General features: G+C 60.7%; 15 protein-coding genes. 7 read left to right on the top strand and 8 right to left on the bottom strand.

The features are described from left to right. The first annotated feature begins 86 nt into the window (after positions 1 to 86). From IPJ76_08220 to IPJ76_08230, 3 genes are read left to right on the top strand one after another with little or no spacing between them, the layout of a single operon-like run. Complete coding sequence (locus IPJ76_08220; GenBank protein QQR88179.1) at positions 87 to 770, top strand: succinate dehydrogenase cytochrome b subunit; 684 nt, start codon at positions 87 to 89, stop codon at positions 768 to 770. Then, positions 770 to 2785 (top strand): fumarate reductase/succinate dehydrogenase flavoprotein subunit, encoded by a 2016-nt coding sequence (locus IPJ76_08225; protein QQR88180.1) that lies wholly within the window; start codon positions 770 to 772, stop codon positions 2783 to 2785. Before IPJ76_08220 ends, IPJ76_08225 begins: the two co-directional genes overlap by 1 nt. 57 nt (positions 2786 to 2842) lie before the next feature. Beyond that, positions 2843 to 3592, top strand: a complete 750-nt coding sequence (locus tag IPJ76_08230) for a succinate dehydrogenase/fumarate reductase iron-sulfur subunit (GenBank protein ID QQR88181.1) — start codon at positions 2843 to 2845, stop codon at positions 3590 to 3592. 4 nt (positions 3593 to 3596) lie between these two features. On the opposite strand, the gene IPJ76_08235 is transcribed toward IPJ76_08230, so the two are convergent. After that, positions 3597 to 4070: a DUF1311 domain-containing protein gene (locus IPJ76_08235; GenBank protein ID QQR88182.1), complete on the bottom strand. Its 474-nt coding sequence runs from the start codon at positions 4068 to 4070 to the stop codon at positions 3597 to 3599. Between the two features lie 215 nt (positions 4071 to 4285). Between IPJ76_08235 and IPJ76_08240 the strand changes: the two genes are divergently transcribed. Genes IPJ76_08240 through IPJ76_08250 form a run of 3 tightly spaced genes read left to right on the top strand, consistent with a single transcriptional unit; the run spans position 4286 to position 6236 of the window. After that, positions 4286 to 4510, top strand: coding sequence for a DUF433 domain-containing protein (locus IPJ76_08240; GenBank protein QQR88183.1), 225 nt, complete (start codon positions 4286 to 4288; stop codon positions 4508 to 4510). After that, complete coding sequence (locus tag IPJ76_08245; protein ID QQR88184.1) at positions 4507 to 4842, top strand: DUF5615 family PIN-like protein; 336 nt, start codon at positions 4507 to 4509, stop codon at positions 4840 to 4842. Before IPJ76_08240 ends, IPJ76_08245 begins: the two co-directional genes overlap by 4 nt. Positions 4843 to 4856: 14 nt before the next feature. Beyond that, on the top strand, positions 4857 to 6236 hold the full coding sequence (locus IPJ76_08250) for an alpha-L-fucosidase (GenBank protein ID QQR88185.1): 1380 nt from the start codon (positions 4857 to 4859) through the stop codon (positions 6234 to 6236). Positions 6237 to 6275: 39 nt separating this feature from the next. Here IPJ76_08250 and IPJ76_08255 read toward each other — a convergent pair whose 3' ends face one another. Genes IPJ76_08255 through IPJ76_08265 form a run of 3 tightly spaced genes read right to left on the bottom strand, consistent with a single transcriptional unit; the run spans position 6276 to position 8238 of the window. Further along, positions 6276 to 6539 carry a type II toxin-antitoxin system RelE/ParE family toxin gene (locus IPJ76_08255; protein QQR88186.1) on the bottom strand — a complete coding sequence of 88 codons (264 nt, stop codon included), beginning with the start codon at positions 6537 to 6539 and terminating at the stop codon, positions 6276 to 6278. Next, positions 6536 to 6730: a hypothetical protein gene (locus tag IPJ76_08260; protein QQR88187.1), complete on the bottom strand. Its 195-nt coding sequence runs from the start codon at positions 6728 to 6730 to the stop codon at positions 6536 to 6538. Before IPJ76_08260 ends, IPJ76_08255 begins: the two co-directional genes overlap by 4 nt. Positions 6731 to 6783: 53 nt before the next feature. Next, the gene (locus IPJ76_08265; protein QQR88188.1) at positions 6784 to 8238 is read right to left on the bottom strand and encodes an alpha-L-fucosidase; all 1455 of its coding nucleotides are present in this window, start codon (positions 8236 to 8238) and stop codon (positions 6784 to 6786) included. Positions 8239 to 8346: 108 nt separating this feature from the next. Here IPJ76_08265 and IPJ76_08270 point away from each other — a divergent pair, with 108 nt between their 5' ends. After that, positions 8347 to 9648 carry a sugar MFS transporter gene (locus tag IPJ76_08270; GenBank protein QQR88189.1) on the top strand — a complete coding sequence of 434 codons (1302 nt, stop codon included), beginning with the start codon at positions 8347 to 8349 and terminating at the stop codon, positions 9646 to 9648. Position 9649: 1 nt separating this feature from the next. Here IPJ76_08270 and IPJ76_08275 read toward each other — a convergent pair whose 3' ends face one another. The 4 genes from IPJ76_08275 to IPJ76_08290 form a co-directional block, all read right to left on the bottom strand. Further along, entirely contained in the window at positions 9650 to 11191 is a 1542-nt protein-coding gene (locus IPJ76_08275) for an alkaline phosphatase D family protein (protein ID QQR88190.1), read from the bottom strand. A gap of 156 nt (positions 11192 to 11347) precedes the next feature. Continuing rightward, positions 11348 to 11965 carry a hypothetical protein gene (locus IPJ76_08280; GenBank protein ID QQR88191.1) on the bottom strand — a complete coding sequence of 206 codons (618 nt, stop codon included), beginning with the start codon at positions 11963 to 11965 and terminating at the stop codon, positions 11348 to 11350. 171 nt (positions 11966 to 12136) lie between these two features. Continuing rightward, positions 12137 to 13603: an RNA polymerase factor sigma-54 gene (gene rpoN / locus IPJ76_08285; GenBank protein ID QQR88192.1), complete on the bottom strand. Its 1467-nt coding sequence runs from the start codon at positions 13601 to 13603 to the stop codon at positions 12137 to 12139. Positions 13604 to 13733: 130 nt separating this feature from the next. Continuing rightward, positions 13734 to 14501 carry a hypothetical protein gene (locus IPJ76_08290; protein ID QQR88193.1) on the bottom strand — a complete coding sequence of 256 codons (768 nt, stop codon included), beginning with the start codon at positions 14499 to 14501 and terminating at the stop codon, positions 13734 to 13736. Between the last annotated feature and the right edge of the window lie 72 nt (positions 14502 to 14573).

Below are 14573 nucleotides of genomic sequence, written 5' to 3' on the forward strand. Positions count from 1 at the left end.
CGCTCCATTTGCCTCCGAGCATCGCGGAAAGTCTTCATCACCAACGACCCGGCCCGTAAGTTTGCGGTCGTTCCCAACGCATCAGCATGGCCAGTAAAGGACTCTTCGGATCGTCGCTCGTCAAGAAGTACTGGATGGCCCTCACGGGCCTTTTCCTTATCAGCTTCCTGGTGGTGCACGCCACCATCAACGCCCAGATCTTCTGGAACGATGGTGGCGCCACCTTCAACAAGTGGGCGCACTTCATGGGAACCAACATCCTGATCCGTACCGCCGAGATCGGCCTCTTCATCGGCCTCATCGCCCACATCGTGGACGGCTTGATGCTCTGGAGCCAGAACCGTTCAGCCCGTCCGGTGAAGTATGCCATGGAGAAGGGCAGCGCGAACCGGAGCTGGTACAGTGCAAGCATGGGCATCCTCGGCACCTTGTTGCTGCTCTTCCTCATCATGCACCTCTGGCATTTCTGGGTGCCCAGCCGCATCACCGGGCTCGATGAGATCGCTGGCATGCCCGGCCACCACGACCTCTACATCGAGATGGTGCGTGTCTTCGAAAGTCCCATTCCCGTGGTGCTGTACGTGCTCGGCTGCATCAGCCTTTTCTGGCACCTGCTGCACGGCTTTTCCAGTGCTTTCCAAAGCCTCGGCCTCAACCACAAGCGATACAATCCGATCATCAAGATGTCGGGGGTGGTGTTCAGTACCATCATCTCTCTGCTCTTCGTCTCGATGCCTCTCGCCATCCATTTCAAGCTCCTTGTACCCTAATGAGCAAGCTCGACAGTAAGATCCCGCCCGGTCCCATCGACAAGAAGTGGACCTACCACAAGGGGCACGCGCGTATCGTGAACCCGGCGAACAAGCGCCGCATCGACGTGATCGTGGTGGGCACGGGCCTGGCAGGTGGTGCCGCTGCGGCATCGCTCGCCGAACAGGGCTACAGCGTGAAGGCGTTCTGCTTCCAGGACAGCGCCCGCCGTGCGCACAGCATCGCTGCGCAGGGCGGCATCAACGCCGCCAAGAACTACATGAACGACGGCGACAGCACCTACCGTCTGTTCTACGACACCGTGAAAGGCGGTGACTACCGCGCCCGCGAAGCCAACGTGTACCGCTTGGCGGAAGTGAGCGCGAACATCATCGATCAGTGTGTGGCGCAAGGTGTTCCCTTCGCCCGCGACTACGGTGGACTGCTCGACAACCGTTCGTTCGGTGGCGTGCAGGTGAGCCGCACGTTCTACGCCCGCGGACAAACAGGACAGCAGTTGTTGCTCGGCGCGTACAGCGCGCTCATGCGCCAGGTCGGCAAGGGCGCGGTGCAAATGTTCGATCGCCACGAGATGCTCGATGTCGTGATCGTGGATGGCAAGGCACGCGGCATCATCGCCCGCAACCTGATCACCGGCGAGATCGAACGCCATGGCGCGCACGCGGTGCTGCTCTGCACCGGCGGCTACGGCAATGTGTTCTTCCTGAGCACGAACGCCATGGGCAGCAACGTCACGGCGGCTTGGAAAGCGCACAAGCGCGGTGCCTTCTTCGGCAACCCGTGCTACACGCAGATCCACCCGACGTGCATCCCCGTGAGCGGCACGCACCAGAGCAAGCTCACGCTGATGTCGGAGTCGCTCAGGAACGATGGCCGCATCTGGGTGCCAGCGAAACTTGAGGACGCGAAAGCAATCCGCGAGGGCAAGAAGAAAGGCAGCGACATCCCTGAAACGGATCGCGACTACTACCTCGAGCGTCGCTATCCGGCCTTCGGGAACCTGGTGCCACGCGACGTGGCCAGTCGTGCTGCGAAAGAGCGTTGCGATGCGGGCTTCGGTGTGAACAAGACCGGCGAGGCAGTGTACCTCGACTTCAGCGCTGCGATCGAGCGCTACGGGAAGCAGCAGGCCAACATCCAGAAGATCCAGAACCCGACGAAGGAGAAGATCACCGAGCTCGGCCGTGCCGTGGTGAGCGAGAAGTACGGCAACCTCTTCGACATGTACGAGAACATCGTCGGCGAGAACCCCTACGACCACGCGATGAAGATCTACCCGGCCGTGCACTACACCATGGGCGGCCTGTGGGTGGATTACAACCTGCAGACCACGGTCCCCGGACTCTTCGCATTGGGCGAAGCCAACTTCAGCGATCATGGCGCGAACCGCCTCGGTGCTTCAGCCCTGATGCAAGGCCTCGCCGACGGCTACTTCGTGATCCCATACACCGTGGGCGATTACCTCGCCGATGACATACGCACCGGACCCATCGACACAAAGCGTCCGGAGTTCGATGCGGCCGAGAAGGAGCAGAAGGACCGCATCAACCACTTCCTCAACAACAAGGGCACCAAGCCTGTGGACGACTTCCACCGTCGCTTGGGTAAGGTGATGTGGGACAAGTGCGGCATGGCGCGTAACGCCCAAGGCTTGCAGGAAGCGATCACGGAGATCCGCCAGATCCGCGAGGAATTCTACCGCGATGTCCGCGTACCTGGCAGCGGCAACGCGTTCAACCAGGAGCTGGAGAAAGCCGGTCGCGTGGCCGACTTCCTGGAACTAGGCGAACTGATGTGCGTGGATGCCCTCAACCGCAACGAAAGCTGCGGCGGCCACTTCCGCGAGGAGTACCAGGAGATGGACGGTCCGCAGAAAGGAGAGGCCAAACGCGACGATGCCAACTACGCGTACGTGGCAGCTTGGGAGTGGACAGGCGATGCTGGCAAGGCGAACCTGCACAAGGAGGCACTGACCTTCGACGAGGTGAAACTGACCCAACGTTCATATAAATGATCCCGTAGCGTCGACCCATGGGGTCGACCTGCACGAACAGCAAGGCAGATGGGCAACATGAAACTGACATTGAAGGTTTGGCGCCAGAACGGCCCCAACGACAAAGGCAAGATCGTGGACTATCCAGTGAGCGATGTGTCGGAGGACATGTCGTTCCTCGAAATGCTCGATGTGTTGAACGACGACCTCGTGCGCAAAGGCGATGACCCCATCGCGTTCGACCACGATTGTCGCGAGGGCATCTGTGGCATGTGCAGCCTCTTCATCAATGGCGAAGCGCATGGTCCGGGCCGTGGCATCACCACCTGCCAGTTGCACATGCGCAAGTTCAAGGATGGCGACACCATCTACGTGGAGCCTTGGCGCAGTGCTGCATTCCCCGTGATCAAGGACCTTGCGACCAACCGCGGCGCCTTCGATCGCATCCAGGCGGCCGGCGGTTTCGTGAGCGTGAACACCAGCGGCAACCTCGTTGATGGCAACGCGGTGCCCATCCCGAAGGACGACGCCGACAAGGCGTTCGATGCAGCTACCTGCATCGGTTGTGGTGCCTGCGTGGCCACCTGCCCGAACGGCAGCGCGATGTTGTTCACCGCAGCGAAAGTCTCGCAGCTCTCACTGTTGCCACAAGGCAAGCCCGAGCGCAAGCGTCGTGCGCTCGCCATGGTGGAGCAGATGGACAAGGAGGGCTTTGGCAATTGCAGCAACACCGGCGCGTGTGAGGTGGAATGCCCGAAAGGCATCAGCCTCGAGCACATCGCACGGCTGCACCGCGACTACTTGGTGGCGACGGTGACGAAGGAGTAGCGCTTTATTCGAGGAAAGTCTCTCTCAGCAAGGCCAGTCGTTCTCTTACCAGCCGGATCCCTGCTTCGTTCGCCAACAAGGTGCGACCGGTACCACTCTTGTTCAGCTCAAAGACAAAGGAGGTGTGGTCGTTCAGATAAGCCTTGAAGCTCGCTTGATCACGTACTAGGGCCGTCTTCACCGAGTCAGCTTCAAGAGCTTCATCCTGCAACCGTTGTTCGTCTCCTTCATCTGAAGCCATGACATGCCAACGTCCAAATTCGATCATCGAATCGAGTTCATGGACTTGTTGCGCGACGAGCGTCTCGAGGGCCTGCTCCAAGCTGTCCAATTGATGGCGTGCACAAAGGCTGAGCTCCAGTGTGTTTCTGGCCGTATCGCAATCCAGCTTACCCTCGAAATAGGGGATGACCTGTGCTTCTACACATACCGGCAACACCATTCCCATTACTAAGGGAGAAGCCCATTCAAACCCCATGACGCAAAGATGGGAAAGCCTCGGTTCGCGGGGATTGCTTACTAAGTTGCAACCCGCATGCCGTCCCAGGCTACGCGTTAATCTGTTCAAAGCAAACTCCCCCACATCGGCATCACCATCCCGCTTAGGCGGGACAAAGACGTCTTCACGGTGATGAGCAAGCTGTCGGCCGAGCGGAGCTTCTTGCCCTAACTTTGGGCATCAAGCCTTCGGCAATGACCTACCTGATGGACCGCATCACTATAGACCCGCAAGTGTGCGGAGGTCGCGCGTGCATCCGTGGAATGCGCATACGCGTTACCGACATCCTCGACCTACTGGCATCGGGGCTCACCACGAAGCAAGTGGTCGAAGAGCTTCCTGACCTGGAAGTAGCCGATGTGGGGGCGGCGCTGAAGTTCGCGAGCGGCCGCTTGGACCATCCGATCCTGGCCGCGTGACCATCTGGCTCGATGCCCAGCTCTCGCCGGTCCTGGCCAATTGGATCCGCGCAACATTCAACGAGACCTGCTTCCCGATCCGCGACCTTGGTGAGCTGAACATGGCCGATGAGACTTTGTTCCTGCGGGCCAAGAAGGAAGCGGACTTGTTGATCACCAAGGATGTGGACTTGGTTCATCTGCTGCACCGCCATGGACCACCGCCAAAGGTTGTGTGGCTGCGGATGGGCAACACGAGCAATGCGCGTCTGAAGCAAGTATTCACCCAGCGTTGGAGCGACATCATGGCATTGACCGGGGCGAACGAACCCTTGGTAGAACTGGTTGATTGAGCACCGGCCGACACATGTTCACAACCCCTTCCCGCGCGGTGCCCTGTCTTGTGTTTTGCTGTGCGGGCGCAACTTTGGCGGCACAGGACGACAGCATATCCGAACCCGCCCGCCACGAACTGCAATGGTTCCAGGACGCCAAGCTGGGCATCTTCATCCACTGGGGCATTTACAGTGTGAACGGCGTGGACGAGAGCTGGGCCTTCTACAACAAGAAGATGTCCCATGCGGAATACAGGAAGCAGGCCGATGGCTTCACGGCGAGCAAGTACGACCCGGCAGCGTGGGCGGACCTGATCCAGCGTAGCGGGGCGAAGTATGCGGTGATCACCATCAAGCATCATGACGGTGTGGCGATGTATGATACCAAGCTTCTTGGCGGGCGCGGATGGATGATGTCGCTCGCAGATCCGCATCCCAACTCGATCCCGCATACGGGACTCCCGTTGAAGAACAGACTGGTAGATGATCTGTTCGGAGCGTTACGGAAGCAAGACGTCCGATGCGGGGCATACTACTCCTTGATAGACTGGTCCGACTTCAACTACCCGGCTTTCACAAAGGACAGTGCGCGCTACGCGATCAAGGACGACCCTATCCGCTGGCAACGTTTCCGCGACTACTTCCAAGGCCAGATCAACGAGATCGCCACGCGGCTCAACCCCGATCTCTGGTGGTTCGATGGCGATTGGGAGCACAGCGCCGAGGAATGGGAGGCGGCCAAAGTGCGCGCGATGATCCTGGAGAAGAACCCGAAGGCCATCATCAACGGCAGGCTTGCGGGTTATGGGGACTACGCTACACCGGAGCAGAACATTCCGGTGGAAACGCCGAAGACGCCGGCGTGGGAATTGTGCATGACGCTAGGCGAACAATGGGGCTGGCAGCCACAGGACACCAACTACAAGAGCACGCACGACCTCATCCACATCTTCGCCGATGTGATCGGCCATGGCGGCAACCTGCTGCTGGGCATCGGACCGAAGGAGGATGGCACTTTCACACCGGGACAAGTCTCCCGGTTGGAAGACCTCGGCCAATGGATCCGCAAGCACGCTGAGGCGATCTACGACACCCGGGCGGGTTTGCCCAACGGCCACTTCTTTGGACCAACAACGCTTTCACAAGACAGCACCACGCTCTACCTCTTCCTCGCGAACGGTATGCAGGGCAGTGTGGAGATCAAAGGGCTGGTGAACAGGATGATCTCCGCCGAGGTGGTTGGAACGAATACACAGCTCAAGCACCGCGTCGTGGGCAAGATCAGCTGGAGCAAGGTGCCTGGGCTGGTCTTCATCGATGTGCCGAAGGAAGCCGCCGACGAGTGGATGACTGTGCTGAAGGTGAAGCTGGAAGGGCCGGTGAAGTTGTACCGAGGGGAGGGAGGGTATTGAGGGCACTAGGGTACACGCGCAAAGAGCACCATGCCCACCTCAGCGGTCGTACACGTCGCTGCGGTGCCCGATCTTGCGGATATCCACGATGCGAAGAACGTCCTCGATCGCGTACAAAATGCGATAGTCGCCAGCCCGGACACGCCACATGTCCTCGTCAGAGCCCTTGAGCTTCAGGCATCCGGGAGGACGAGGATCGACTTCCAACTCTTCCAGCTTACGAGATACTCTCTTCAGATCACTTCCAGTGAGACGGTCAAGCTCCTTTTCAGCCGACTTGGCGAAGACCAGCTTGTACTTCACAGCCGACCCTCCTTTTTCAGTCGTGCTTTGATCACGGTCCAAGGCACGCGCTTCTCGTCCTTTCGGCTTTCGGCGATCATTAGATCAAAGACATCCTGCACCCATTCGCGGTCATCCTTAACCGCCTTCAGGTCGATCTGCATGTACCGACGCTTCTTGGTCTTGTCTTCAATGATGCTAACGCCTTTCATGCCACCAAAACTAAGCGGAATGCGAGCCTCTCGATTTGGATCCGATGGAGCCTTTAAAATGCTCTACTCAGATAGGTCACTTTGACAACTACTGGCAAGCGCTCGCCGAATTGATCGACTCCAGGAAGCCGCAGAGTCAAGCCACTGGAATTCCGCGCGAGCTTGACCTTGCGACCCCTATTCAGTGAAGAGACTTGCTCACCATGCTTCCATGGTGGAAATGGCACTGTTATCGTCCCGGGGCCTATCACCTTGGGGTCAAGGAATAGGTAGTCTGTCCGACGTTCGCCTTCTCGCATTGAAGTGGTTTGGCCAATCACCCCGGACAACCCGCTATTCGCCACACCCCGCGTCCCATACACCGCCTCCCCGTTCACCTTCAGCCACTCGCCCACTTCCTTCAAGCGCACATACGCCGTTGAGTCCAATTGCCCATCCGGTCCCGGTGCTGCGTTCAGCAGCAGACTTCCACCGCGCGACACCACGCTCACCAGCGTGCGAATGATCTCGTCGGTGCTCTTGTACTGCTCGTTCGGCACCCAGCTCCAGCTGGTGCCCATGGGCATGCAGGTTTCCCACGGTACGCCAAGGTCTGCATCGGGCACATGGCCTTCGGGCGTCACATAGTTCTCGTATTCGCCGCCCACGGTGCGATCCACCACGAGCAGGCCGGGCTGGTGCTTCCGCGCCATCGTTGCGATGCGCGCCATATCGATGTCCTGCTCGACGGTGATGGCCTTCTGCCAGCTCACGCTCGTGTCGATGCTGCTGAGCGGACGCACCCAACCACCATCGAGCCAGAGGATGTCCACCGTGCCGTAGCCGGTCATCAGCTCCTCGACCTGCGCATACGTGTGGTCCTTGAAATTCTGCCAACGCTCCGGGTGCTTCGTTGGCAGGTAGTTCACGCTGCGGTCCTTCGGCGGGAAGTACGGCCACCAGTAATCGGGGCTGTGCCAGTCGGGCTTGCTGAAGTAGGCACCGGTCCATAAACCCTCAGCGCGGAACGCATCGAAGATGTGTTTGGTCACGTTCGCACGCGCATTAGCGTGGAAGGGCGTCTTTGGGGAAGTGATGCGATAGTCCGTGGTTTTCGTTTCGAACATGCAGAAGCCGTCGTGGTGCTTGGTAGTGAAGACCACGTACTTCATGCCAGCCTCCTTCGCGGCGCGCGCCCACTTGGTCGGATCGAACTTCACGGGGTCGAACGTGGACTGCAGTGCTTCGTAGTTGCGCACGTATTCGGCGTAGGTCTTGCCGTGCGACGAGTCGCGGCGGCACCAACCTTCATCCTCGGGGCAGATGCTCCAGCTCTCCACTACGCCCCACTGGCTGTAAGGCCCCCAGTGCATGAGCAAGCCGAACTTCAGGCCCTTCCACTGATCGAGCTTGGCGGCCACAGCGGGGTCGGTGGGCGCGACGTAAGGAGCCTGGGCGATCAGATGATCAGACAATGGGAAGATCAGAAGATGGAATACCAGGCACGTGGTCAGTCGGGCGGCGTTCATCTTCTGATCGGCTTGCTTTCACGGTAAAGGTGTGGAAAGAAGGACACCGCGCAACCCGCAGCGATGTTCGCGCCGGTCCACATTTACCCGCCCTTGTCCCCGCACCCCATGAACCAGCAGCGCTCTCTTGTGCCGATCCTCATCCTAGGTCTGCTCTATTTCATCTTCGGCTTCGTTACGTGGATGAACGGACCGCTGATCCCGTTCCTGCGGATCGCATGCGAGCTGAGCGACTTCCAGGCTTCGTTCGCCCCGTTCGCTTTCTATGTGAGCTACTTCGTTATGGCGCTTCCCTCATCGGTGGTGCTGCAACGCACCGGCATGAAGAGCGGCATGAGCCTCGGCCTGGTGGTGATGGCCATCGGGGCGTTCCTGTTCATTCCGGCGGCCAACACACGTTCGGCCGCTCTGTTCATGTTCGCGCTCTTCACCATCGGCACGGGCCTCGCTTTGTTGCAGACGGCCATCAACCCGTACGTAACGGTGGTGGGCCCCTTGGAGAGCGCCGCGAAGCGCATCAGTATCATGGGCATCTGCAACAAGGTGGGCGGCATTATTGCGCCGCTTGTGCTCGGCGCGCTCATCCTGGTGAATGCCGATGAACTGAAATCCGAGCTGGCCAACCTGCAAGGAGCCGAGCGTGCTGCACTGCTGGATGCGCGTGCTGCATTGGTCGTAACGCCTTACATCGTGCTGGCCGTTGCACTTCTGGCTGCTGCGTTGTTCATCCGTTTCTCGCCACTGCCCGAACTGGAGGAGAGCAACGATGCGAGCGCCCAAGGCGGATCGGTCTTCAAGCACCCGCAGCTCGTTCTGGGCGTTGTCGCACTCTTCGTGTACGTGTGGGCCGAGGTTCTGGCTGGCGATAGCATACCCGTGTACGCCGAGCGGCTCGGCACGCCGCTGGACACCGCCAAGATCCTCACGAGCATGACGTTGGTGGCCATGCTGGTGGGCTACCTCATCGGCATCGCGCTCATCCCGAAGTACGTGAGCCAGGCGAAGGCATTGATGTTCTCCGCACTGGTGGGCATGCTGCTTTCGGTGGGCATCATCATGGTGGACCCCGCGAGCACGGCCACCGCGTTCGTCTTCAACGAGAAGCTCGATTTCCAAGTTGTGCAGCTACCTGTATCCGTGATCCTTGTTGCGTTGCTGGGCTTGGCCAACGCGCTGATGTGGCCTGCTATCTGGCCATTGGCCGTGGAGGGCATCGGCAAGGCACTGAAAACGGGCAGCGCACTGCTCATCATGGCCATCCTTGGCGGCGCTGTTGCCATGCCGGTATGGTCGGGCATGTCGGCGGACAAGTCCGTGGAGGCATCGCAGAACGCGTACGCACTGCTGCTCGTGTTCTACCTGTTCATCGGCTGGTATGCGATGAACGGCCACCGCAAGCGCGCGTGGTGAGCTAGGGTTTCACGAACTTCACGATGGCGCGCTCACTGCCGAGGCGCACAATGGCCACGTAGGCGCCGGGCTTCAGATCGCGGAGCGGCACCACGTGTTCACCGTTGGGCGAAGGCACGGAAGCGTTGAACACGGATCGACCGGTCGCATCCACCAGCAGCGTTTGCAGCTCGCCGCCACCGTCCATGCCGCCGATGTGCAAGCCCGTTCCGGCATCGAACCATGTGCGCAGAGCTAGGCCTTGCTCCGCGATGCCCGACGCATCGATGGCCTGCGGCGTGCGGCAGAACGTGTAGCTGTTGATGAGGCTGATGGCGGGTGCCAGGCTGTCGGTGCGCCAGCCGCGCAGGGTGATGCATACATCGGTGCCGTCATCGTCCACCAGCACCTCGCCGAACTGCCCGAAGGCCTCCGTGGGGTTGGGGAAGCTGCCGCCCTGGTTGAACATGCCGCCCTTGTACGAGCCGCCCCGGTTGAGCCCGGCAGCTTGCAGGATGGGATAGCGGTACGAACTGCTCTGCCCCGTGCTGAAATCGGCGTTGGCCCCATCGTCGATGGCCAGCATGTGTGCGTCGCCACTGAGGATGAAGAGGTCGTCGATGGCGTTGTCGCGCAACCAGTTGCCCAGCTGCTCGCGCTCCTGCGGCGCACTGCCCCAGTTCTCCGGATAGCCGATGCTGTTCCAACTGAGCGTGGTGGCCCAGCAGGCCACCAGCCCGCTGTCGCGCGCCAGGAGCAGCTGCTCGCGCAGCCACGCGTGCTGCATGCTGTCCATCATGTGCGTGCTGTCCTTGGTGGCGTGCATGTCGGTGAGGATGAAGCGCACGCGGCCGATGGTGAAGGCCTGGTACACCGCCGTGTCGTGCGCCAACTTGTAGTGGGGCACGTGCTCGCGGTAGGCACGGGCGGCGCTCGGCTTGCCCACGGAGTGCGTGTTGGAGGCATTGCCGCTGAAGTCATGGTCGTCCCACACGTGCGCAAGGGGCGTCATGTGCAGAAAGTCGATCATGGGGTGCTTGGTGTACACCTCGTTCACGTACGCGTCGCGGTGCACGTTCACATCGGTGCTGGTCGGCTCGGCATAGTGCAGATCGCCCAGGCTTAGGAAGAAGAGCGGCTGCAGCCACTGCATGCTCTGCCACACGGGGTGGGCACCACTCCCGTTGCACGACCCCGTGGTGAAGCTGAACGAATACGGTCCTGCTTCCGGGGTGCGGAAATCGCCGATGTTCGGTGCGCTGGTATCGGTGGTGCCGCTCACCTCGAAGCGGTACTTGTAGTGCGTGCCGGGCTGCAGACCGTGCATACGGAAGGGCACCACCAGGTCGCGCGATGTGTCGGCTGTCATGTACGGCGACCACAGCGGCGAACCCCAGAACGGGTCATCGTCCAACAACAGGCGCACGCTGTCGTTGGGGCCGCTCAATTGCGCATGCACGCGGATGCGATCGTGCGCCAGCGCGCCGCTCCAGTGGTGCAGCACGCTGTCCTGCGCGCACAGGGCATCACCGATGAAGAGCAGCAGGGGCAACAACCAGCGCATGACGCGAAGATGCGTTGTGGCGGGCGCTCGCTGCGCTCTCGCCGGACGAACGGAAGAAGATCAACCACGGATGCACGGCGATGGACGGGGATGAAATACCAGGAAGGAGTGGGCTCCATCGCCGTGTATCGCCGTGCATCCGTGGTTGGCATTGCCTCACAACACCACGCCCGCCATCATCGCGACATACACACAGGCGAAGCCCATCAATGTCCCAACGTACAACTGCGCCGGCGTGTGGTCGCTATCGACCAGTCGCGCGGTGCCGAGCAGCCTGGCCACCAGTACGAAGGGCACGATGAGCAGCACGCTGAACGAACCGAAGAGCTGCTGCAAGGCCAGCAGCGCACCGATGAGCCCGCCGATGCCCGCCATGTGCAGGCTCACCTTCCACCAGAACGTTGTGACGAGGGTGGCCACCAGCGTGAGGCCCATGCCCAGGAACATGCTGAGCGCTGCGGGCTGGTGGGGGTACTTCCGCAGCAGCCAATAAGCCACGCAGTAATAGATGAGCGTGCCCATCATGGGCGATATGCGGGCGGCGCGGTCGTTCAGCACGACATCGTCCATACGGTGGCCACGGCGCAGGATGAGGGCGCCCAACAAGGGGAACACGCCCGTCATCACCGCAACGACGAGGTGGTTGTACCACTGCGCCTCTTTCGGCATGAAGAAGCCCAGGTGCGGCTCAACGCGGAACGCGACCAGGAAGGTGTACAGCGGCATCCACAGCGGATGCAGGAGGATTGAGAGGGCGCGGGCAAGAGCTTTCAAAGGCGAAGTGTCAAAGCACAAGTGTCAAGTGACAAAGCTCAAAAGCGGGAGAGCGGGAGCAAGTGTCAAGTGACAAAGTCCAAAGCAGCCTGATCGAAACTCTGGGATGTCACCCTTGGATCTTGACACTTGCTACTTGGACCTTGTCACTTAAAGCAACCAGCGCGTTCCTCAAAGCTGCTTCCTCATCCGGGCCACGGGCACTTGCAGTTGCTCGCGGTACTTGGCCACGGTGCGGCGCGCGATGTTGTAGCCTTTCTCTTTCAGTAGCGCGGTGAGCTCCTCGTCGGTGAGCGGGTTGCGCTTGTCCTCGGCGTCCAGTGCGTCCTTCAGGATCTTCTTCACCTCGCGCGTGCTCACCTCCTCGCCCTCCTGATTGGTGAGGCTCTCGCTGAAGAAGAACTTCAGGATGATGGTGCCGTAGTTGGTCTGCACGTACTTGCTGTTGGCCACACGGCTGATGGTGCTGATGTCCATGCCCACCTTTTCGGCAATGTCCTTCAGGATCATCGGCTTCAACTTGGTCTCGTCACCGGTGAGGAAGAACTCGCGCTGGTGCTCCATGATGGCCTCCATGGTGATGAGGAGCGTGTGCTGGCGCTGCTTGATGGCGTCGATGAACCACTTGGCGCCGTCGAGCTTCTGCTTCACGAACATCATAGCGTCCTTGGCGCCCTTGTCGTTCTTGTTGCGCTTGTACGCGTCGATCATCTCGCGGTACTGGCGGCTCACGCGCAGCTCGGGCGCGTTGCGGCTGTTGAGCATCAGCTCCAGTTGCCCGTCTATGGTGTTGATGATGAAATCGGGCACCACCTCCTGCGCACTGCGCTCGGCCTCGCGCAAGGTGCCGCCGGGTTTCGGGTTCAGGCGGTGGATCTCCTCCAGCGCGGCCTTCAACGCATCCTCGTCGATCTCCAGCGCCTCGGTCAGTTTGTCGTAGTGCTTCTTGCTGAAGGCATCGAAGTGCTTCTCCACGATGGCCTTCGCGGTGAGCGTGTCCACGGCGCGGGGCATGCGCTTCAGTTGCAGCAGCAGGCACTCGCGCAGGTCGCGGGCGCCCACGCCGGGCGGGTCCAGCGCTTGCACATGGCGCAGCACGGCTTCCAGCTCGGCCTTGTTGGTGTCGATGCCCTGGCTGAAGGCGAGGTCGTTGGCAATGGCTTCCAGGTCGCGGCGCAGGTAGCCGTCCTCGTCCAGGTTGCCGATGATGTGCTGACCGAGGATCTCCGTGCGTTCGTCCACCTCGCGCAGGGCCAGCTGGTCCATCAGCAGATCGGCGAAGCTCTTGCCGCCGGCCAGGGGCACCTCGTATTCGTCGTCATCGCGCCCCTTGTTCTGCACTTGCAGCTTGTAGTCGGGGGTGTCGTCGTCGTAGTAGGCGCTCAGGTCGATGTCCTCCTCACCGGGGATGTCCTCGTTGGCCTCGCTGGCCTCGCTGTCGGCCAGGGCCTGGTCCTCGGTGGGCAGCTCCTCTTCCTCGCCCATGTCCTCGCCCTCCTCCAGTGCGGGGTTGTCCTCTATCTCCTGCTTTATGCGTTGCTCCAGCTCAGCGGTGGGCACCTGCAGCAGCTTCATCAGCTGTATCTGCTGGGGGCTCATCTTCTGCTGGAGCTTCAGCGAAAGGTTCTGCTTCAACATATCGGGGGCGAAGGTACCGGAGGGCGAAGGCATACGATGTGCCGGGCGTGGGTGAGGGGTGCCGTTGGTGAAAACAACAACCCCCGACCTGTCCGGGCCGGGGGTTGCACAAATTGTTTGATGGACCTGCTCAGGTGCGAGGCTGGCTGCCGGGCATGTTGGCCAGGCGGCGCATTGTAGCCACCAGTCCGGCAACATCCTCGGGGGTGTCGCCATGCTGGGCGGCTTGGCGTTGGGCCTCAGCCTCCACCTCGCGCATCATGCGTTCGCGCTGGCCTACGGTGAAGTTGTTGAAGTAGAGCTTCAGGTCCAGTCCCTCGGCCAGCATCTGTTGCTCGGCATCCAGCTTCCCGAAGTCCACGAACGTGTGCAGCTTGCTGATGCCGGTGGTTTTGTTCCATTGGCCGAAACCGACGCCCTGCGACATACCGGCCATCACCTCGTACACATTGTTGCCCTCGTCGGCCAAGGTGTGGAAGGCGGGGGTGTGGTTGGCCTGGAAGAATTCCGCGAGACGCTCGATGGGGTTCTTGTTCGTGTTGAAGCGCACCATGTAGCGCTCCAGGAAATGCGCGGTGTAGTGGATGTGGCAGAACTCGCCGTTGGTGCCCAACAGGTCCACCCGTATGGCACGCAAGCGCACATCGCGGCCGTGGTAGCGCACCAGCGCGGCCACACTGGTTCCCTTCTTGGTGGTGATGAGCTTGATGCACCACTCGTTGCCGCGCGGAGAGCGCCAGTTGAAATCGCGTTCGATGCGCCGCTTGCCTGTGCGACCGCCCGCTTTCAGGGCGTGTTCCATCGCCTTGGTGTGGGGCATTGCTTTGTTCACCAGCGCACGCGCGTCCTGCTGCGCGTCGCGCACGGCTTCTTCGATGGTCATGCCGCGTACGATCATGGCTGTTCGTTTTTTAGCGGGCTTTTGTACGGGAACGTCCGGGCGGGGTTGGGTTATTGCGCCACAGGTGCT

The sequence above is a fragment of the Flavobacteriales bacterium genome (genome assembly GCA_016699575.1).
In the GTDB taxonomy this organism is placed as follows: Bacteria; Bacteroidota; Bacteroidia; order Flavobacteriales_F; family PHOS-HE28; genus PHOS-HE28.

Coding starts and splice junctions, on each gene's coding strand:
- IPJ76_08220 (QQR88179.1), top strand. CDS start 87: ATGGCCAGTAAAGGACTCTTCGGATCGTCGCTCGTCAAGAAGTACTGG.
- IPJ76_08225 (QQR88180.1), top strand. CDS start 770: ATGAGCAAGCTCGACAGTAAGATCCCGCCCGGTCCCATCGACAAGAAG.
- IPJ76_08230 (QQR88181.1), top strand. CDS start 2,843: ATGAAACTGACATTGAAGGTTTGGCGCCAGAACGGCCCCAACGACAAA.
- IPJ76_08235 (QQR88182.1), bottom strand. CDS start 4,070: ATGGGGTTTGAATGGGCTTCTCCCTTAGTAATGGGAATGGTGTTGCCG.
- IPJ76_08240 (QQR88183.1), top strand. CDS start 4,286: ATGACCTACCTGATGGACCGCATCACTATAGACCCGCAAGTGTGCGGA.
- IPJ76_08250 (QQR88185.1), top strand. CDS start 4,857: ATGTTCACAACCCCTTCCCGCGCGGTGCCCTGTCTTGTGTTTTGCTGT.
- IPJ76_08260 (QQR88187.1), bottom strand. CDS start 6,730: ATGAAAGGCGTTAGCATCATTGAAGACAAGACCAAGAAGCGTCGGTAC.
- IPJ76_08265 (QQR88188.1), bottom strand. CDS start 8,238: ATGAACGCCGCCCGACTGACCACGTGCCTGGTATTCCATCTTCTGATC.
- IPJ76_08270 (QQR88189.1), top strand. CDS start 8,347: ATGAACCAGCAGCGCTCTCTTGTGCCGATCCTCATCCTAGGTCTGCTC.
- IPJ76_08275 (QQR88190.1), bottom strand. CDS start 11,191: ATGCGCTGGTTGTTGCCCCTGCTGCTCTTCATCGGTGATGCCCTGTGC.
- rpoN (QQR88192.1), bottom strand. CDS start 13,603: ATGTTGAAGCAGAACCTTTCGCTGAAGCTCCAGCAGAAGATGAGCCCC.
- IPJ76_08290 (QQR88193.1), bottom strand. CDS start 14,501: ATGATCGTACGCGGCATGACCATCGAAGAAGCCGTGCGCGACGCGCAG.